The organism is Trichothermofontia sp., from assembly GCF_053493415.1.
The window spans coordinates 1-15,175 of the sequence record NZ_JBRCAD010000107.1 but is presented as its reverse complement, the minus strand read 5'-3'; the positions used below and the strand labels follow the sequence as shown (position 1 = coordinate 15,175).

Sequence of the window (15,175 nt, the reverse complement as noted above, 5' to 3'; positions counted from 1 at the left end):
TCAAAGAACAAGCGCGAGTTCAAAACAGGGTAGTCATGCGGACAAAGCTGCTTCAAGATCAATTTGACAAGCTTCGGGAATGAGGCTATCATAGAACATCATTTTTTATTTGTTAGAGGACAGAATACTGCATTCTGTCCTTTTTTCCATCGCTTAACCTAACTTTCAACACTTCTGGATTCAACGGTCTGATGAAGATCAGCTTTTTCTGGTTACAATTCCAGAATTTTCTGATCGAGTTTTGATGCCTTGTACGCACGGAAAAACTCGTGAAGAAGCTATTCGCAACGGTGAAGAGGTAATTGCAATATATTTGAAGGCTTGGAAAGCCGAAGGTGAACCGATTCCCGAACCGCAAACACTACAAGTTGCTTGATGCGCTTAACGATTCTAGCGGCATAACACTTCCCATGTAATTGAATTGGGTATATGACCTATGAGGATAGCGATCGCAATTGAAAACGTACCCTTAATAACTGATGATCAAGGGGTTATTTGATTGCTGAGTGTAGTCTGGAGGGAGAGTGGAAAGATCAGGTGAGATTTCTACCGCTTTGGTAAGTGTGATAGTATAGTTACTTAGAAGTGCTAAGCTGTCGGCTGAGTCCCCGGAAGATGGCTGAAGTCGTGACGGCGATCTATCTGGTCAAGGGTCGGTCCACAGCAGGGCTGCTCTTCCTAGGGTACTGCAAGGGTCGATCGTTGTTGGTATGGCGATGGCGGATGGGCAACCTAATCAGGTATCTGCTGTGCTTGCACTATCGTTGTAGCAACGGATAATGATCTAAATCTTAAATTTTATTAAGTAAATTTGAATAATGAAACTCTCATGAATTAGAATTCTGGAATTACTTACTCAGAATCTGATAGTATATAGCAAGATAACTTTAGAACAAGCATTTAGAATCTAATCTATGGATATTGAGTTAGCGTTAGAGGATTAAAAATGGCAAAGATTGTTAGCATAATTAACTTAAAAGGTGGAGTAGCTAAGACGACTACCACTGTTCAATTAGCTGAATGTCTAGCATCAGAATTTGGCAAAAAAGTTTTAGTGATTGATCTTGATCCCCAAACCAATGCAACAATTTCGCTTATTGGTGAGGATAAGTGGGAAGCGATTGATAATCAAGGACAAACCCTGTTTCATCTCTTTAATGATAAATTGAGAAATACTTCAACTTTCAATATTAGGAAGGCTCTGCAAAGAGGCGTATCAAATTTAGAATTAAATTCTTTGAGCTTGTTGGCTTCTAGTATAAGATTCATTGATATTCAAGATTGAATTTCTGATATTTCTAAAGAAACAGAGCATGTTATTAGCCCAATGGAAGTATTAAAAACTTCTATTTCTAGTGAGTTTATGAATTTTGATTATGTACTAGTTGACTGTCCTCCCAATCTTGGCTTTATTACTAAAAATGGGATTGAAATTAGTGACTACTATTTAATACCAACTATTCCAGATCACCTTTCTACCTATGGTATTCCTCAAATCGTAAGGAATATTCATGACTTTTCGGAAAAGCGCTCACTAAAAATTCAATGTCTGGGACTTCTAATTACAAAATATTCATCTACATCTAAGGCTCACAAGCGAGGTATGGAAACACTACCTGCCCGCTTTAATGAGATTTTTCGTAAGCTTAAGATTAAACCAGCAACAATTTTTGAAACTCTAATACCTCAAGCGAATGCAACAGCAGAGGCAATGGAGTTTGAAAGCCGCCCAAGAACTTTTAGAGAAAAGTATGGAAAAACCAAATCTGGAAATCTCTATTTATATGAGTATGTTATAGATTTAACAAAGGAGTTCATTAGACGTGTCGGAAACTGAGAAGCAGAATCTAAAAGACTTGGAAGGAAAACTACAGGCTTTCCTGGCATGTATTCTAAAGAAAGCTGAAAGTGATATCGAATTTAGACAAGAGATTGGAATAGCTTTGCAAGGTGATTTTTCTGCAAAAAATCCTTCATCAAGGATAAGTAAAAGTAGAAGTAAAAAGAATACCTTTAATGCTGTCGATTATCTTCATGAGCATAATGTAAGTTTGCTACGTGAAGAATTGGAAACTAAGACAGATACTGAATTGAAACAAATTTTACAAGCAAATAGTAACAAGAAAGCTAAGGATTTAAAGAAAATTGAACGGGAGCAACTCATAGACGAAATCGTTGAAAATGCTAATCGAGTTCTCAATCAAGGTTCCTCCTTTCTTCAGATTAGCGACACAGTGGAGATGCCAGCTAAAAGTTCTGAGGTGACGGATTAAGTACGCTCGTCCATGTTTTTGCAATAATCTATACCTATTGGCTAGAAGCAATACTTTGCTTTAGCAATGTAAAATGGGTCAAGTCAAATTTGATCCTCAGGCTTCTCGATATTATAGATCCTTAACTATGCCTACTAATTTGCAACTAGAGGGTTTGTATAGACTCGGATACTACCTAACCTACTTAACATTCCAGCCAATCTACCTAATTTGCATCGATCAGCGTACTGGCAACCTCTTCATCCTCGCTGGGTATAATGAAGAGATAGAAATCGAAATTACACCAGATGGGGAAGTATTCTGATGAACCAGATTAACTATGCCGCCATGTCAGATAAAGAATTAAAACGATATTTTCTTGAACACCGTAGCGATGAATCCGCATTTCAAGCCTACTTAGAACGACGCAGACAGCAATCCTCAGGCATTATTGCAAAAGTGGGTGAGCCTGACTTTGATACCAAAATTCAAGCTGCCATCACTCAGAAACTACAACCCACTCGCAAGGAGCATAATTAGCTTTATGGCAAAGAGTAAAATGGAGTAGCTGTGTTGAATGAGGGCAATTTATGACCGTTCGCCAGCGACGTTACAGTAAAGAAGAACTTGCTCGACGTGGGCAAGAACTTTATGAATTGGGTATTCGCCAGCAAGTCGAAGCTGGCAACCACGGGAAAATTGTAGCGATCGATATCGAAACCGGAGATTTTCAAGTCGATGAAACAGTCGTACCGGCTACCAACAGGCTGTTTGAACGGCATCCCAATGCTCAACCCTGGATAATTCGGATCGGTCATCGTGCTGTTTACCATTTTGGGGCACGGAGTCTCAAGCAAAATCCATGATGCAGGGAGTTGTGAATTTACGATGTGAAGCGACGCTGACTGTGCAATGGTGTTATTGATTCAGTTTTCTAGTCTGGAGATAGGAGCATTAGTCAATGAGTAACTTAGATCTTAAAAATAAGGTTCTTGAAGAGATTCAATTGGTGCCAGAAGAGCAATTGAACGAACTCTATCATCTTATTCATACTTTCCGTTTACGAGTTAACCCTAGTAATGCATCTGCTCAGAACATTATGCAATTTGCAGGCTGCTGGCAAGATTTACCGCCAGAAACCTACAATGAACTCATAGACAATCTCTCACAGCGTCGCCAACAAGCCTTCTCCCAAAGAGAAAACCGTGAAGCCAGCTTTGATTGATACGGATATTTTATCCATGTTTTTTCGTGGCAACCCCACTGTTGTTGCCCAATTTCGAGTTTACTTGACAGAACATCAACAAATTAACCTTAGTATCATCACTTATTATGAGATTGTCAGCGGTCTCAAACACCGAGATGCTCAAAAGCAACTCACCCATTTTCTAGACTTTGCAGCCCAAAACAGTGTACTACCTCTGACAGAACAATCAGTTTCTATATCTGCGGATCTCTATGCCACCCTACGACGTAATGGAACACCTGTAGATGATATCGACTTACTCATTGCTGGTATTGCGATCTCAAATAATCTCATTCTCATCACCCATAATCAAAACCATTTTAGCCGTATCCAAAATCTAGAGTGGCAGGATTGGAGTTGCTAGATGAATCGGTTAGGCCAAGCCAGATATGATTCCATCGAGTAGCGATCGCGTTTACAGTAGCAGTATTGATAGTTTGTAGATTGCGATCGCCTAGGTTAGAGGAACGAGATCTACCAAGCTAAGATAGAGCTATAAATCTTGAAATAGGGATAAGCTCAAGCAAAGAGTAAAATGGAGTAGCCGTGTTGAAATTGAGGGCGATTTATGACCGTTCGCCAGTGACGTTACAGTAAAGAAGAACTTGCTCGACATGGGCAAGAACTTTATGAATTGGGTATTCGCCAGCAGGTCGAAGCTGGCAACCACGGGAAAATTGTCGCGATCGATTGGGTTTCTATCTTTGCCCTCTGCAATCATAGCTAACTTGAATTTACCTGGGAGTGGCTCTGATTTTGTCACTTGGGGTGATGGTAGTGAAACTTGCTTCGATTTATACACTGCAACAGTGATTGGAGATGGGCAGTACCGTGCGATCGATATTGCAGACTCTGAAACAGAACCTCTGCTGGGAATGGCGCTGCTTTACGGGTATCGGTTACAGATTGGTAATGTTGAGGGAGGTATAGTTAAGCTTGAAGTTTTGTAATCTGATGTGAGGAAAATTTTTGAGATGCGATGTGGTTATTCAACTTAGTAATTTCAAAATTAGAGTATAGGTCATAATAGTATCATGACACATACAATCCTATATCGTCATGCAGAAGGGCAAATTTATCTACTGGCAAGATGGTGACCTGTGGCTAGGATACCTGGAAGCATATCCAGATTACTGGACCCAAGCGAAAACCAAATTTGAACTGCGGGAAAACCTGCTTGATCTCTATCAGCATCATGGATGATAGAACATTAGGCGGCACTGCTGTTCCTGGCCAAGGCGGCTTGCCGCGAAGCAGGGTTACGTGACCAGGAGGGTAGGGGTGTTCCGACTAGCCGTACGGATTGTCTGGAAAAATTTCCCAAAATTTTTTTGCTCAGAAGTTCTCCTTTGCTGTTATGCTAGTAAAGCGCCTGAGAGAGGCCCTTCCCAAAGGGAAGCGGCTCCGAGGCCATACAACCTAACCAATGCGGGTGTAGCTCAGTGGTAGAGCGCTTCCTTGCCAAGGAAGATGTCGAGAGTTCGAATCTCTTCACCCGCTCTTAGTGAACTAAAATATGCTTGCCATCAATCTACCCCTGTGCCATTGCTGCGTGGAGATGATGCATATCACTGAGTGGCACGATGATGCGGCACTATAATTTCACTAGATATCGATATGAACGATTAGTTTATGGACAAGCGGCCAATAGGCATTCGTCTATCGGCAATCAGTCTATAACTAGGGCACCGATCGCCAACGCCTATCAGACTGCCTCTAGCGATCGCGCCTGAATAGCATCATCGGAAAGTGCTGGGATGAACATCGCAATTCGACGCACGGCGATCGCGGGCTTGGGCATTGCCCTGATCAGCTTTATCGGGCTAGGGATTGGAGCCTATGTGAATTTGCGTCGGTTTCAGCGGGCCGCCGCTTGGGTCAGCCACACCCAATCCGTTCAGATGAGCATTCGCACCGTCTTGTCTAGCCTGCAAGACATTGAAACGGGGCAACGGGGGTATCTCCTCACTGGCGAATTATCCTATCTAGCCCCCTATGATGCCGCCCTTCCCACTATCGATTCGCAGATGGCTACCCTACGCCAATCCATTGACGACAATCCACGCCAGCAGGATCGCCTGACAGCCCTCCAACCCCTGGTTACCCAAAAACTCGCGATCACGGCAGAGCGAGTTGAGGTGCGCATGGCCCAAGGGTCAGAAGCGATCCGCCAACTTGCAGAAGACCGACGGGGCCAGGACCTCATGGATGAAATCCGCAGTGTGATTGGGGAAATGGAGCGGGAAGAACTGCGGTTGCTGGTGGAGCGATCGGCGCTGAAACCCTTAATTATTCGCCAAACCATTGTCTTCAGCCTGCTCAGCACTCTGGTGGGACTGACTAGCTTTGGCATGAGTGTGTGGTTGATCAATGAAGATATTCGCAGCCAGAAACAGGCGGAACAGGCCCTGCGCGAGAGCGAGGAGAAATTTCGCCAAATTGCGGAAACTGTCGGCGAGGTTTTCTTTAGCTATTCCCTCAAAACCCAACAGTTGCTCTACGTGAACCCTGCCTATGAGGGAATTTGGGGGCAGCCTAGGACCGCTCTCTACCGCTATCCCTTGGCTTGGCTGCGAGCCATCCATCCCGACGATCGCGCCCAGGTGATTGCCGACCTAAGGCAACTGCAACACGGTCAGGAAATCCGCCAGGAATACCAACTTTGCCGACCCGATGGTTCCCGGCGCTGGATATTCGTGCGCACCTTTTTACTCCGGGATGCCCCCACTGGTGCGATCACCCACATGATTGGGCTAGCTACCGATATCAGCGATCGCAAAGCGGCGGAACTGGCGCTACAACAGGCTAACCAGGAACTTGAAACCAAGGTGAAGGAACGAACGGCTGCCCTTCAACAACAAACCGAGTTTGCAGAACGCTTGATCCAAAGCTGCCCGTTCGGGATTGCGGCCTATGATTGTGACTGCTGCTACACCGTCTGGAACCCGGTGATGGCGGAAATCACAGGGGTCGATCGCGCAGCGGTGATTGGGCAGAATATATTTGATGTGCTTCCCTTTCTGCGGGAGATCGGCGAGGAAAAGTACATTCAGGCCACACTCGCTGGTGAAGTCACCGTCCTACCTGCCCATGCGATCGCCGATCCCGTCCGGGGGCGACAAGGCATTTATGCCATTTCCCTTGTGCCCTTGAAGGACCCATCGGGCACCGTTACGGGCGGGCTAGCCCTATTTCGGGATATCACCCAGGCATACCAACTGGAAAAAATGAAGGATGAGTTTGTCAGTGTGGTGAGCCATGAATTGCGGACCCCCCTTACCTCAATGCGCTTTTCCCTGGACGCGATCGCCAAGGGCCGGGTCAGCCTTGATACGGAACGGGGTCAGAAAACCTTGGGTATTGCCATTAGCAGTACCGAACACCTGATTCGCCTTGTGAACGATATTTTAAATGTTGAGCGGTTGGAGTCGGGCCGAATCACGCTCCAGAAGGAACCCTGCGACCTCCAGACCTTGATCACCCAGGCAGTGGAACAAACCCAAGCGATCGCCGATCAGGCCGGGATTACCCTAATGATGGCAGCCCCCTCGATGCAGTTAATCGCAGATCCGTCCCGCTTGCTCGAAGTTCTCACGAATCTTCTCAGCAACGCGATCAAATTTTCCCAAGCTGGTACGGCGGTTTGGCTCCGGGCTGAGGCGATCGCAGCCACCCCAACGGCTACGGCTGAAGCCCTCATTACAGTGCAGGATCAAGGGCGGGGCATTCCTGCCGATAAACTCAGCCTGATTTTTGAGCGCTTTCAGCAGGTGGAAGACGCTGATGCACGGCAGAAGGGGGGCACGGGATTAGGACTCGCGATCGCCCGGAGTATCGTGCAACTCCACGGCGGACGGATCTGGGTGGAAAGTATACCAGGGACGGGCAGTTGTTTTTACGTGAGCCTACCCCTGTCCTAGACAGCCAGTCCTCACTAACGCACATCAATCCGGGCCAGTTGGGCACCCCGATAATAGTGCAACACAATTTGCTGATAGTTATAGCCCCGTTGTGCCATGCCATAGGCTCCCCACTGGCTCATGCCCAGGCCATGTCCAAAGCCCCGACCAACGACTTGGAAGGCAGTGGGTGCAGCCGACTTGCTCTGTCCCCCCTTCGGCACCACAGCAAACAGGGTGCTGCGTAAACCGAGGGCATTGCGGAGATCCCGGCCACTAATGGTGCGCTGTCCCGCTGTGCCGACCACCTTCATGGACACCACCCGCCCTTGGGGGGTTTTTTGCACAGGGGTCATGGAAATCACATTACCCACCCCGGAAATCAAGCGGCTCAGTTGGTCCTGTGTAAAATCCTTGCTCCATTGAAAAACGGGTGCCCCCTGATCAAAGTCGGGTACGCCCCGCAGATAGGGGAGCGGGTTACTCCACACATCCTCCACGTTCTCGGTATGACCGCCGGAGGAGGAATGGAACACGGCTTCGATCACCTGACCGTTGTAGGTTAAGACTTGGCCTGCGGTCGCGTTGACTGCCGCCTGGGTCGTTGGGGCCTCATCTTTCACCCCCCGATACACCTGGGAAGACGTGGTATCGTCCACATCGAAATGGCGACCCGTGGCCTTTTGGCGACGGTTCAAGGCAAACGATCGCGCGGCTACGGCCTGAGCTTTCAGCGCTTCCTGGGGCCAGTTAGGACTCATTTCCGCCCCCAGCACACTGTAAAGATACTGCTCTAGATCGACGTAGTTAACCGCCGCGAGACCGCCATTCACCGGCACCAGCAGCGTCCGCCCCCGATACCAGCGATCGCCAATCCACACCAAGCCATCACCACTGGGTTCTACCCAAATTTGGCCTGCTTGTTTACCTGCCAGGGAGACCATGCCGCCTTGGAGCCGTGCTTCCTGGGCATTCATGCTTGCCAGTTGGGCTAGGGTTTGTCCCGCCCCATTCCGCAGCGTGGCATTAGTCGAGGTCCCCACGCGAATGCGGCTAGCCCCGTCCTCCACGGCGACCCGCAGTTCAAGGGCCGCACTGGCGGGCGCGATCGCCAGAAACCAAAGGAAAAGGGAGAGCCACCAATGGCGTCTCCCTAGGGAAATGGATGGGTTGAGCAAACGAAAGAGTGAAGTCGCGAACGGATTCCAGCTCATGCTAACAGTCTCCTCACAACGGCAAGCTGAGTGATCGGGGCGTTAGAAAATCGGTCTGACAGGCGGCCAACACACTGACCGGAATCGGCATTGGGGTTGGTGTAGTTGTTGCTAGCGATCGCGGCGATCGCCGTTCACGCTCGCTAAACCTGAAAGAAGCTGAGGGGTAAGTTGGCAATACCCACAATAAGCCAGACAACCAACGAAACAACAACACGGCCATCTCATCAAAAAACGCTACTGCCTTTGCTGGACTTTGCCCCGTTACGGAAAGTTCCGGTAATGGGGGCTGGCCCGCAGCCTAACGTTTCTGACTCAATGCCCCACCGAGATTAGTGAATGCTGGGCATGGCCTCCAGATACCTACGGTCTGTAGGCCCAGTTTACAGGAACTTTTGCTGCAAGTCACTAGGACCCAAGGGAGCGCTTGGAGGGATGGGTCATGAGCGCCGCACGTTAAAGCAACACCAATCCTGACGACGCCAGAGAGTACCGACAACCCAGCCATTTTGTTCCAGGGCATCCGCGACGGGTTTGGCCTGATCCAACAATACCCCGCTGATGATGCCCCAACTGGTGGGCTTGACCAGATCATTCAACTGGGGCAACAAATCCACAACCACCTCCGCCAGGATATTGCAGAGAATGCCATCAATCGGTGTTTCCAGGATTTCATGCAGGCGATCGACGCTGCCTAGCTCCACGTGCAGGCGTTCCGCCACAATTTGGTTCAGATCCCGGTTGTTCATCGCCGCATGAACCGCCAACTCGTCAACATCCACGGCATAAATCTGTTTGGCCCCTAGGAGGGCCGCCCCAATACTCAGAATGCCTGATCCACAGCCAATATCGGCAATGACACTATCGGTTTCCTCAAAGCCGAGGCGCATTTCCAATGATTCTAGGCACAGTTGGGTGGTGGGGTGGGTGCCCGTCCCAAAGGCCGCACCGGGATCAAGGCGTAGGAGCAGGCGCTGACTGTTGGCAGGGGGAGTGATCCAGGCAGGACAGACGAGAAAGCGATCGCCAATTTCCTGGGGATGCCAGTGATCTTTCCAGGCACTACTCCAATCTTCCTCGTCGATCAGGTGCCATTGGACGATCGGGATGGGTTGTTGCATGGTCAGAGCGTCCTGACGTAAGAGCAACGACAGGGCGGAGAGATCGAGGACCCGTGCTTGTCCCTCTGGCAGGTATGCCTTGACTAAACTGGCTGAACCTTTGGGTTCCGTAGCCGTGCCACGACAGCCAAATTTGCGCAGTCGCCAGAAGACCATGTCATCCAGCACTGGATCGCAAAGCACTTGAATTTCCCACCAGCTATTGGCCAAGGTTATGGGGGTCCTAAGTCTCAATGTTCAAGGGGAGCTAGCGTCAGCCTAGGGGCTATCCGCTACAAGAATATCAGGAAGTCACCGGTCGATCGCCCAGGGCACCTCGTACAGCAAACAAAAAGTTTCGCAACGTTGGTCGTAACGACTTTAGTGGTTGCAGGCTAAGGCCAGCACTACGAACGTTGCAGAATTTACTTTTCGAGCTACTAGGTTAACTCGGATCACAGCGAATCTCGATCATAAACCCATCCGGATCGTAAACATATACCCCGCGACCGGTGGGGCGCGTAACGGGACCGAGGGCGATCGGAACTTGGTGTTGCTGGAGAATGGCCAATGCTTGATCAAACGCGGTGGGGGCAATATCAAAGGCCAAGTGGTTGGCACGGGTAAATTGCTGATCTGGGTCCGGACTCGGTGGGGCTAATTCTGGCTCCCAAAATAGGTCCAGGACCAGCCCATCTGGGGTAACAAAGTTGGCCACTTTCCCAGCCTGCACCAAATCGCGTAGGGTGCTAGGCACTGCATCGCCCGTTAATTCATGCAGGCCCAAGAGTTTGCCATAAAATTGCCGCGATCGCTGGAGATCGGCCACATTTAGGGCGACATGATGCACCCGTCGCAAGGCCCCCGTGGGCAAACCGGGCAGTGTGTGACTCATAGCGCAAACCAACAAACGTTGCAGGTAAACAAGCTGCTTCCCTAGCCGTGGTTGACAGACGCGGGACCCCGTCCTTATGGTGAAAGGGTTTAGGGGCTTGAACCTTTCCCTCAGCATCATACCGTGCCGACGTGCGGCTACGGGTAGTGATTGCCGTGCTGCTGCCCTGGCTGTCATCTGTGGCACTTGGCAAGTGGGTTCAGTCCCTTCTATCTTAAGGAGAAGCCGATCGTTTGTGTGTTCGTTTTGACGCACTGGCTTATTGGCTGAATTCGCGGACAGACTCGCGGACAAACTCGGTAGATCGCAAATTAAACGTGGGATAGCCGTTTCGGCTGTTTCAGGGGCCGGCAGGATGCCTACCCCACAATTGTTTTTCGTTCGCGTAGCGTCTCCGCAGGAAAATCTCCTGAGACTCATGGACTGATTGGTATAACTAACGTTTTGGCATTGTTCGCATGGATATTGTGACCTCCTCCCGTCGAAACCCCGATCGCGCCGAGTTGCAGGAACTGGTGCGATCGCAGGTGCAGACGCTTCTGGAGCGATCGCAATTTGAAGCGGCAAAAACAATTTTGCAACCCGTACAGCCAGCGGATATTGCCGATGTGATTGAATCGCTTCCCAGCCATTTACAGGCGATCGCCTTTCGGCTCCTGGCGAAGGATGAGGCCATTGCGGTTTATGAGTACCTGGATACCCCGATCCAGGAAGCACTGTTAGAGGACTTCAAACATCCGGAAGTCCTGGACATTATCAACCAGATGTCCCCCGACGATCGCGTGCGCCTATTGGACGAGATGCCCGCCAAGGTGGTCCGGCAGTTATTCCACCATCTGAGTCCAGAGGAACGGGAGGCCACAGCCCTGCTCCTGGGATATAAGGCCGAAACCGCTGGCCGGATCATGACGACCGAGTACGTGTCGTTCAAGGAGGAGTTTACCGTTCACCAAGCCCTAGAACGGGTACGCCAGGTGGCGGCAGAGATCGAAACCATTTATACCCTCTACGTCACTGATGCCTCCCGTCACCTGAGTGGGATTGTATCCCTGCGGGATTTGGTGGTGGCCCAACCGGACCAATTGATCCGGGACATTATGACCCGCGATGTGATCGCCGTGCATACCGATACCGACCAGGAGGAGGTGGCCCGCACCCTGCAACACTACGACTTCCTCGCTGTTCCCGTTGTTGATTCTGAACAACGGCTGGTGGGGATTGTCACGGTGGATGATGTCCTCGATATTTTGGAAGACGAGGCTACGGAGGATATCTACACCGCTGGCGGGGTGCAGGCGAAGGGGGATGATTACTTCAAGACCAATCTCCTGACGGTGGCCCGGAAACGGGTCGTTTGGCTGTTTGTGCTGCTGATTACCAACACCTTGACCAGCGGTGTTATTCATGCCCAAGAGGATGTCCTGGCCCAGGTGATTGCCCTAGCGGCGTTTATCCCCCTGCTCATTGATACGGGGGGCAATATTGGCTCCCAATCGTCCACGGTCGTGATTCGGGGACTGAATACGGAGGATGTGCACATGGGTGAGGTGGTCAGGATTCTCCGGCGGGAGGCGATCGCGGGGACGTTCCTGGGGCTGATGCTAGGGGTGATTGTGACGGGGTGGGCCTATGTCCTGCAACGGGACCTCCTCGTCGGGATTGCGGTAGGAGCAAGCCTCTTTGTGGTTTCAATTTTAGCAGCGGTGGCGGGTTCGGGCTTGCCCTTTCTGTTTAAGGCCCTCAAGTTTGACCCAGCCCTGATGTCGGCTCCGTTTATCACAACCGCTGTTGATGTCCTAGGGGTGAGTATTTACCTGGGCATTGCTCGCTGGTTATTTCAGATCTAAGGAGTTTAACGGGATGAATGGGACAGTCCAGCGGGCCATCCCACAAGAGCGTTGATGGGGCCTTTCTCACAGGTTCTTGTGGGGTAGGCATCCTGCCTGCCAGATTGAAGTTTAGATTTTGTGATTTTAGATCGCTGGATGTCATTTAGATCGCTGGATGTTGTGGAGTAGGCATCCTGCCTGCCCTGATGCCAATGGAACAGTTCTAATACAAATGGGAAAATGGGACAGCCCAGAGGGCCATCCCACAAGAAGATATTGGTTAGCTTGAATATCCGTGCCCTAATAGGCGTCCTGGAGTTCAAAGAAGTCGGGCGTGATGTAGTCCTTGCGCAGGGGCCAGCCCACCCAGTCTTCGGGCATCAGGATACGCTTCAGGTTGGGATGCCCTTCATAGACAATCCCGTACATGTCGTAGCTCTCCCGCTCCTGCCAGTCGGCCCCCTTCCAAATCCAGTACACCGACGGCACCCGCGGATCTTCACGGGGGAGGAACACCTTGAGGCGGACCTCCTCTGGCCGATCGACATTGTCTTGAATCTTGATCAGGTGATAGAAACTCACCAGTTGATCGCCTGGACCCACATCATAGGCCCCCTGGCACTGGAGACAGTTAAAGCCATAGGCATAGAGGGCCGTGGCGATCGGCAACAGGACATCGCGATCGATCTTCAGGATCTCCACCCCCAGGTGATCGCGATCGAGGGCCTCGTGGTCGAAGCCATTGGCCGTTAGCCAACTGGAAACCGGACCTGCTTCCACAATTTCACTGCTGGCTTGGGGTTGATTCTCTTCAGCCACGATCGACCTCCTGGGGTTGGGCAGTTGCAGAGGCAGCCAACGCGGGGGGAATGGGAACCCCGATCGCCGCTGCGAGTTCTGGGCTAGGCGCTTGCCGAGTGGGGGATTGCAGGTAGGTCCCGGTCAAGATGGGGGGTACGACCTTCATCTGGTGCGATCGCGTGTATAAACGCGGTGTCGGTCCAAAGCTGTCCCGTTCTTGCAAGGACTCGTTGGCAATTTTCTTGCGCAGTTTAATAATGGCATCGAAAATCGCTTCCGGTCGCGGCGGGCACCCAGGGATATACACATCTACCGGAATCAACTTATCCACCCCGCGCACCGCCGTGGGGGAATCCATACTGAACATCCCACCCGTGATCGTGCAGGCCCCCATTGCAATCACATATTTGGGATCGGGCATTTGCTCATAAAGGCGGACCAAGGCCGGAGCCATTTTCATCGTGATCGTGCCCGCCGTAATAATCAAATCCGCTTGCCGAGGGCTAGCCCGTGGGACAAGACCAAAGCGATCGAAGTCAAATCGGGAGCCAATCAGGGCGGCAAATTCAATGAAACAACAGGCCGTCCCATACATCATCGGCCAGAGGCTCGACAGGCGCACCCAGTTATGGAGGTCATCCAACGTTGTCAGAATCACATTCTCTGACAGGTCTTGGGTTACCTGGGGAGGATGAGCCACCGGGTTCATCAGACGCTCCGCTGTGAGACGGGCCGCGTCGGAGGTGGGGGCTAGCTGATCAGGGTTCATGACCATTCCAGTGCTCCTTTCCGCCAAGCGTAAATCAGGGCAACAACTAAAATCGCAATAAAAATCAGGGCTTCGATAAAGGCCAGCACCCCCAATTGGTGAAAGGCCACGGCCCACGGGTAGAGAAACACCGTCTCTACATCGAAGATCACGAAGACCAGGGCGAACATATAGTAGCGAATATTAAATTGTATCCAGGCTCCCCCGATCGGCTCCATGCCCGACTCATAGGTAAGGAGCCGTTCGGCCCCTTTCCGGCGAGGACGAACCAGGGCTGACCCCCCCAGGGCAAGGACGGGAACCAGGCCCGCCAGGATCAGGAAGCCGAGAAAATATTCATAACCACTGAGGACAAACACCGTGCTGAGCCTCGTTGAGTTGATTTGCTGTTACATCTTTACATTTTTACATCTTAGTTGCCCCCTCTGGACCATCCCGGATGCTGGTGCTAGGAATTTTTTCCGATGAGTCAGTCTCGCGGGCCGCTTGCACCAGTTCCAGGATCACATCAAAGCGAAAGTCGTAGAGCAGGCTGTTGAGGGCTTGCTGTAGGGTAGCTTGGGCTGCGGGAAGTGCCTGTATCAGTTGCGTCACTTGCTTGCCATCTGCCCCTGCTGCGGCCTCCTGTAAGGTCTGTAGCCAAGGGATGGGCCTTTGGCGTAATGCCTCGATCAGGGCGAAATGGTTACTGGGAGCGGTAAGTCGGTGGGTGGGGGTGGGGGTGACCGCTGACTCTGGGGCATAGGTATACACCACCCCTAGGTGTTGGGCCATTTTCTCGAATAGGGTGGCTTCCTGGAAGGGCTTGCGAATGAAGTCATCACAGCCAATCGCCAACACCCGCGATCGATCTGCCTCGAAGGCACTGGCCGTGAGGGCAAGAATCACGGTCGCTTGGCCCTGGGGCTGGGCGCGAATGTATTGGGTGGCCTGGTAACCATCCATCACGGGCATCCGCATATCCATCCAGATCAGGTGAGGCTGCCAGGTTGACCAGATTTGGATCGCCTGCTGGCCGTTTTCCGCTTCGCGGACCTCGAAACCGACGGGTGTCAGCAGCTTACGCAACAGTTGCCGATTGATTTCGCGATCGTCCACCGCAAGGATACGGTAGGTCGGTTGCCCCGGTACAAGGCCAACAATACGGCGGGGGCGAGTGGGGGCGGGGTC

At 51.0% G+C, this 15,175-nt stretch carries 17 protein-coding genes, 1 tRNA gene and 1 pseudogene; 12 read left to right on the top strand and 7 right to left on the bottom strand.

The annotated features are described in order from the left end of the window. Window positions 1-946 precede the first annotated feature (946 nt). The 11 genes and pseudogenes from ACWIUF_RS09290 (at window position 947) to ACWIUF_RS09240 (ending at window position 7,418) form a co-directional block, all read left to right on the top strand. A pseudogene (locus ACWIUF_RS09290) lies at window positions 947-1,837 on the top strand (ParA family protein). After that, a complete protein-coding gene (locus ACWIUF_RS09285; protein WP_448572075.1) occupies window positions 1,824-2,273 on the top strand; it encodes a hypothetical protein in 450 nt (149 codons plus the stop codon). Before ACWIUF_RS09290 ends, ACWIUF_RS09285 begins: the two are co-directional and overlap by 14 nt. A gap of 73 nt (window positions 2,274-2,346) precedes the next feature. Then, window positions 2,347-2,577 carry a DUF6888 family protein gene (locus tag ACWIUF_RS09280; RefSeq protein ID WP_448572073.1) on the top strand — a complete coding sequence of 77 codons (231 nt, stop codon included), beginning with the start codon at window positions 2,347-2,349 and terminating at the stop codon, window positions 2,575-2,577. Then, entirely contained in the window at window positions 2,577-2,792 is a 216-nt protein-coding gene (locus ACWIUF_RS09275; RefSeq protein WP_448572072.1) for a DUF6887 family protein, read from the top strand. Before ACWIUF_RS09280 ends, ACWIUF_RS09275 begins: the two co-directional genes overlap by 1 nt. Window positions 2,793-2,842: 50 nt before the next feature. Further along, window positions 2,843-3,118, top strand: a complete 276-nt coding sequence (locus ACWIUF_RS09270) for a hypothetical protein (RefSeq protein ID WP_448572070.1) — start codon at window positions 2,843-2,845, stop codon at window positions 3,116-3,118. 95 nt (window positions 3,119-3,213) lie between these two features. Next, window positions 3,214-3,477 carry a hypothetical protein gene (locus ACWIUF_RS09265; protein ID WP_448572069.1) on the top strand — a complete coding sequence of 88 codons (264 nt, stop codon included), beginning with the start codon at window positions 3,214-3,216 and terminating at the stop codon, window positions 3,475-3,477. Further along, window positions 3,458-3,862, top strand: coding sequence for a PIN domain-containing protein (locus ACWIUF_RS09260; RefSeq protein ID WP_448572067.1), 405 nt, complete (start codon window positions 3,458-3,460; stop codon window positions 3,860-3,862). Before ACWIUF_RS09265 ends, ACWIUF_RS09260 begins: the two co-directional genes overlap by 20 nt. Window positions 3,863-4,112: 250 nt before the next feature. After that, complete coding sequence (locus ACWIUF_RS09255; protein ID WP_448572077.1) at window positions 4,113-4,448, top strand: hypothetical protein; 336 nt, start codon at window positions 4,113-4,115, stop codon at window positions 4,446-4,448. A 109-nt stretch (window positions 4,449-4,557) separates the two neighbouring features. After that, window positions 4,558-4,701, top strand: a complete 144-nt coding sequence (locus tag ACWIUF_RS09250; RefSeq protein WP_448572065.1) for a hypothetical protein — start codon at window positions 4,558-4,560, stop codon at window positions 4,699-4,701. Window positions 4,702-4,926: 225 nt separating this feature from the next. Next, a tRNA-Gly gene (locus ACWIUF_RS09245) sits at window positions 4,927-4,998 on the top strand. A gap of 257 nt (window positions 4,999-5,255) precedes the next feature. Continuing rightward, the gene (locus tag ACWIUF_RS09240; RefSeq protein WP_448572064.1) at window positions 5,256-7,418 is read left to right on the top strand and encodes a CHASE3 domain-containing protein; all 2,163 of its coding nucleotides are present in this window, start codon (window positions 5,256-5,258) and stop codon (window positions 7,416-7,418) included. 14 nt (window positions 7,419-7,432) lie between these two features. Here the strand turns inward: ACWIUF_RS09240 and ACWIUF_RS09235 are convergent, their stop codons facing one another. The 3 genes from ACWIUF_RS09235 to ACWIUF_RS09225 all read right to left on the bottom strand — a co-directional run bounded on the left by ACWIUF_RS09235 (window position 7,433) and on the right by ACWIUF_RS09225 (window position 10,606). Beyond that, window positions 7,433-8,611 carry a SpoIID/LytB domain-containing protein gene (locus ACWIUF_RS09235; protein WP_448572063.1) on the bottom strand — a complete coding sequence of 393 codons (1,179 nt, stop codon included), beginning with the start codon at window positions 8,609-8,611 and terminating at the stop codon, window positions 7,433-7,435. 440 nt (window positions 8,612-9,051) lie between these two features. Further along, window positions 9,052-9,942: a 50S ribosomal protein L11 methyltransferase gene (prmA, locus tag ACWIUF_RS09230; protein ID WP_448572062.1), complete on the bottom strand. Its 891-nt coding sequence runs from the start codon at window positions 9,940-9,942 to the stop codon at window positions 9,052-9,054. Window positions 9,943-10,156: 214 nt separating this feature from the next. After that, window positions 10,157-10,606 (bottom strand): VOC family protein, encoded by a 450-nt coding sequence (locus ACWIUF_RS09225; RefSeq protein ID WP_448572061.1) that lies wholly within the window; start codon window positions 10,604-10,606, stop codon window positions 10,157-10,159. Between the two features lie 458 nt (window positions 10,607-11,064). Here ACWIUF_RS09225 and mgtE point away from each other — a divergent pair, with 458 nt between their 5' ends. Next, window positions 11,065-12,453: a magnesium transporter gene (gene mgtE / locus ACWIUF_RS09220; RefSeq protein ID WP_448572060.1), complete on the top strand. Its 1,389-nt coding sequence runs from the start codon at window positions 11,065-11,067 to the stop codon at window positions 12,451-12,453. A gap of 282 nt (window positions 12,454-12,735) precedes the next feature. On the opposite strand, the gene ACWIUF_RS09215 is transcribed toward mgtE, so the two are convergent. The 4 genes from ACWIUF_RS09215 to ACWIUF_RS09200 all read right to left on the bottom strand — a co-directional run. Continuing rightward, window positions 12,736-13,254 (bottom strand): NAD(P)H-quinone oxidoreductase subunit J, encoded by a 519-nt coding sequence (locus tag ACWIUF_RS09215; RefSeq protein ID WP_448572059.1) that lies wholly within the window; start codon window positions 13,252-13,254, stop codon window positions 12,736-12,738. Beyond that, entirely contained in the window at window positions 13,247-14,005 is a 759-nt protein-coding gene (locus ACWIUF_RS09210; protein ID WP_448572058.1) for an NADH dehydrogenase subunit K, read from the bottom strand. The genes ACWIUF_RS09215 and ACWIUF_RS09210 overlap by 8 nt, the downstream gene beginning before the upstream one ends. Then, entirely contained in the window at window positions 14,002-14,364 is a 363-nt protein-coding gene (gene ndhC, locus ACWIUF_RS09205; RefSeq protein ID WP_448572057.1) for a photosynthetic/respiratory NAD(P)H-quinone oxidoreductase subunit C, read from the bottom strand. Before ndhC ends, ACWIUF_RS09210 begins: the two co-directional genes overlap by 4 nt. Window positions 14,365-14,410: 46 nt before the next feature. Then, window positions 14,411-15,175, bottom strand: a 765-nt coding sequence (locus ACWIUF_RS09200; protein WP_448572056.1) for a response regulator, incomplete at its 5' end; no start/stop codon positions are given.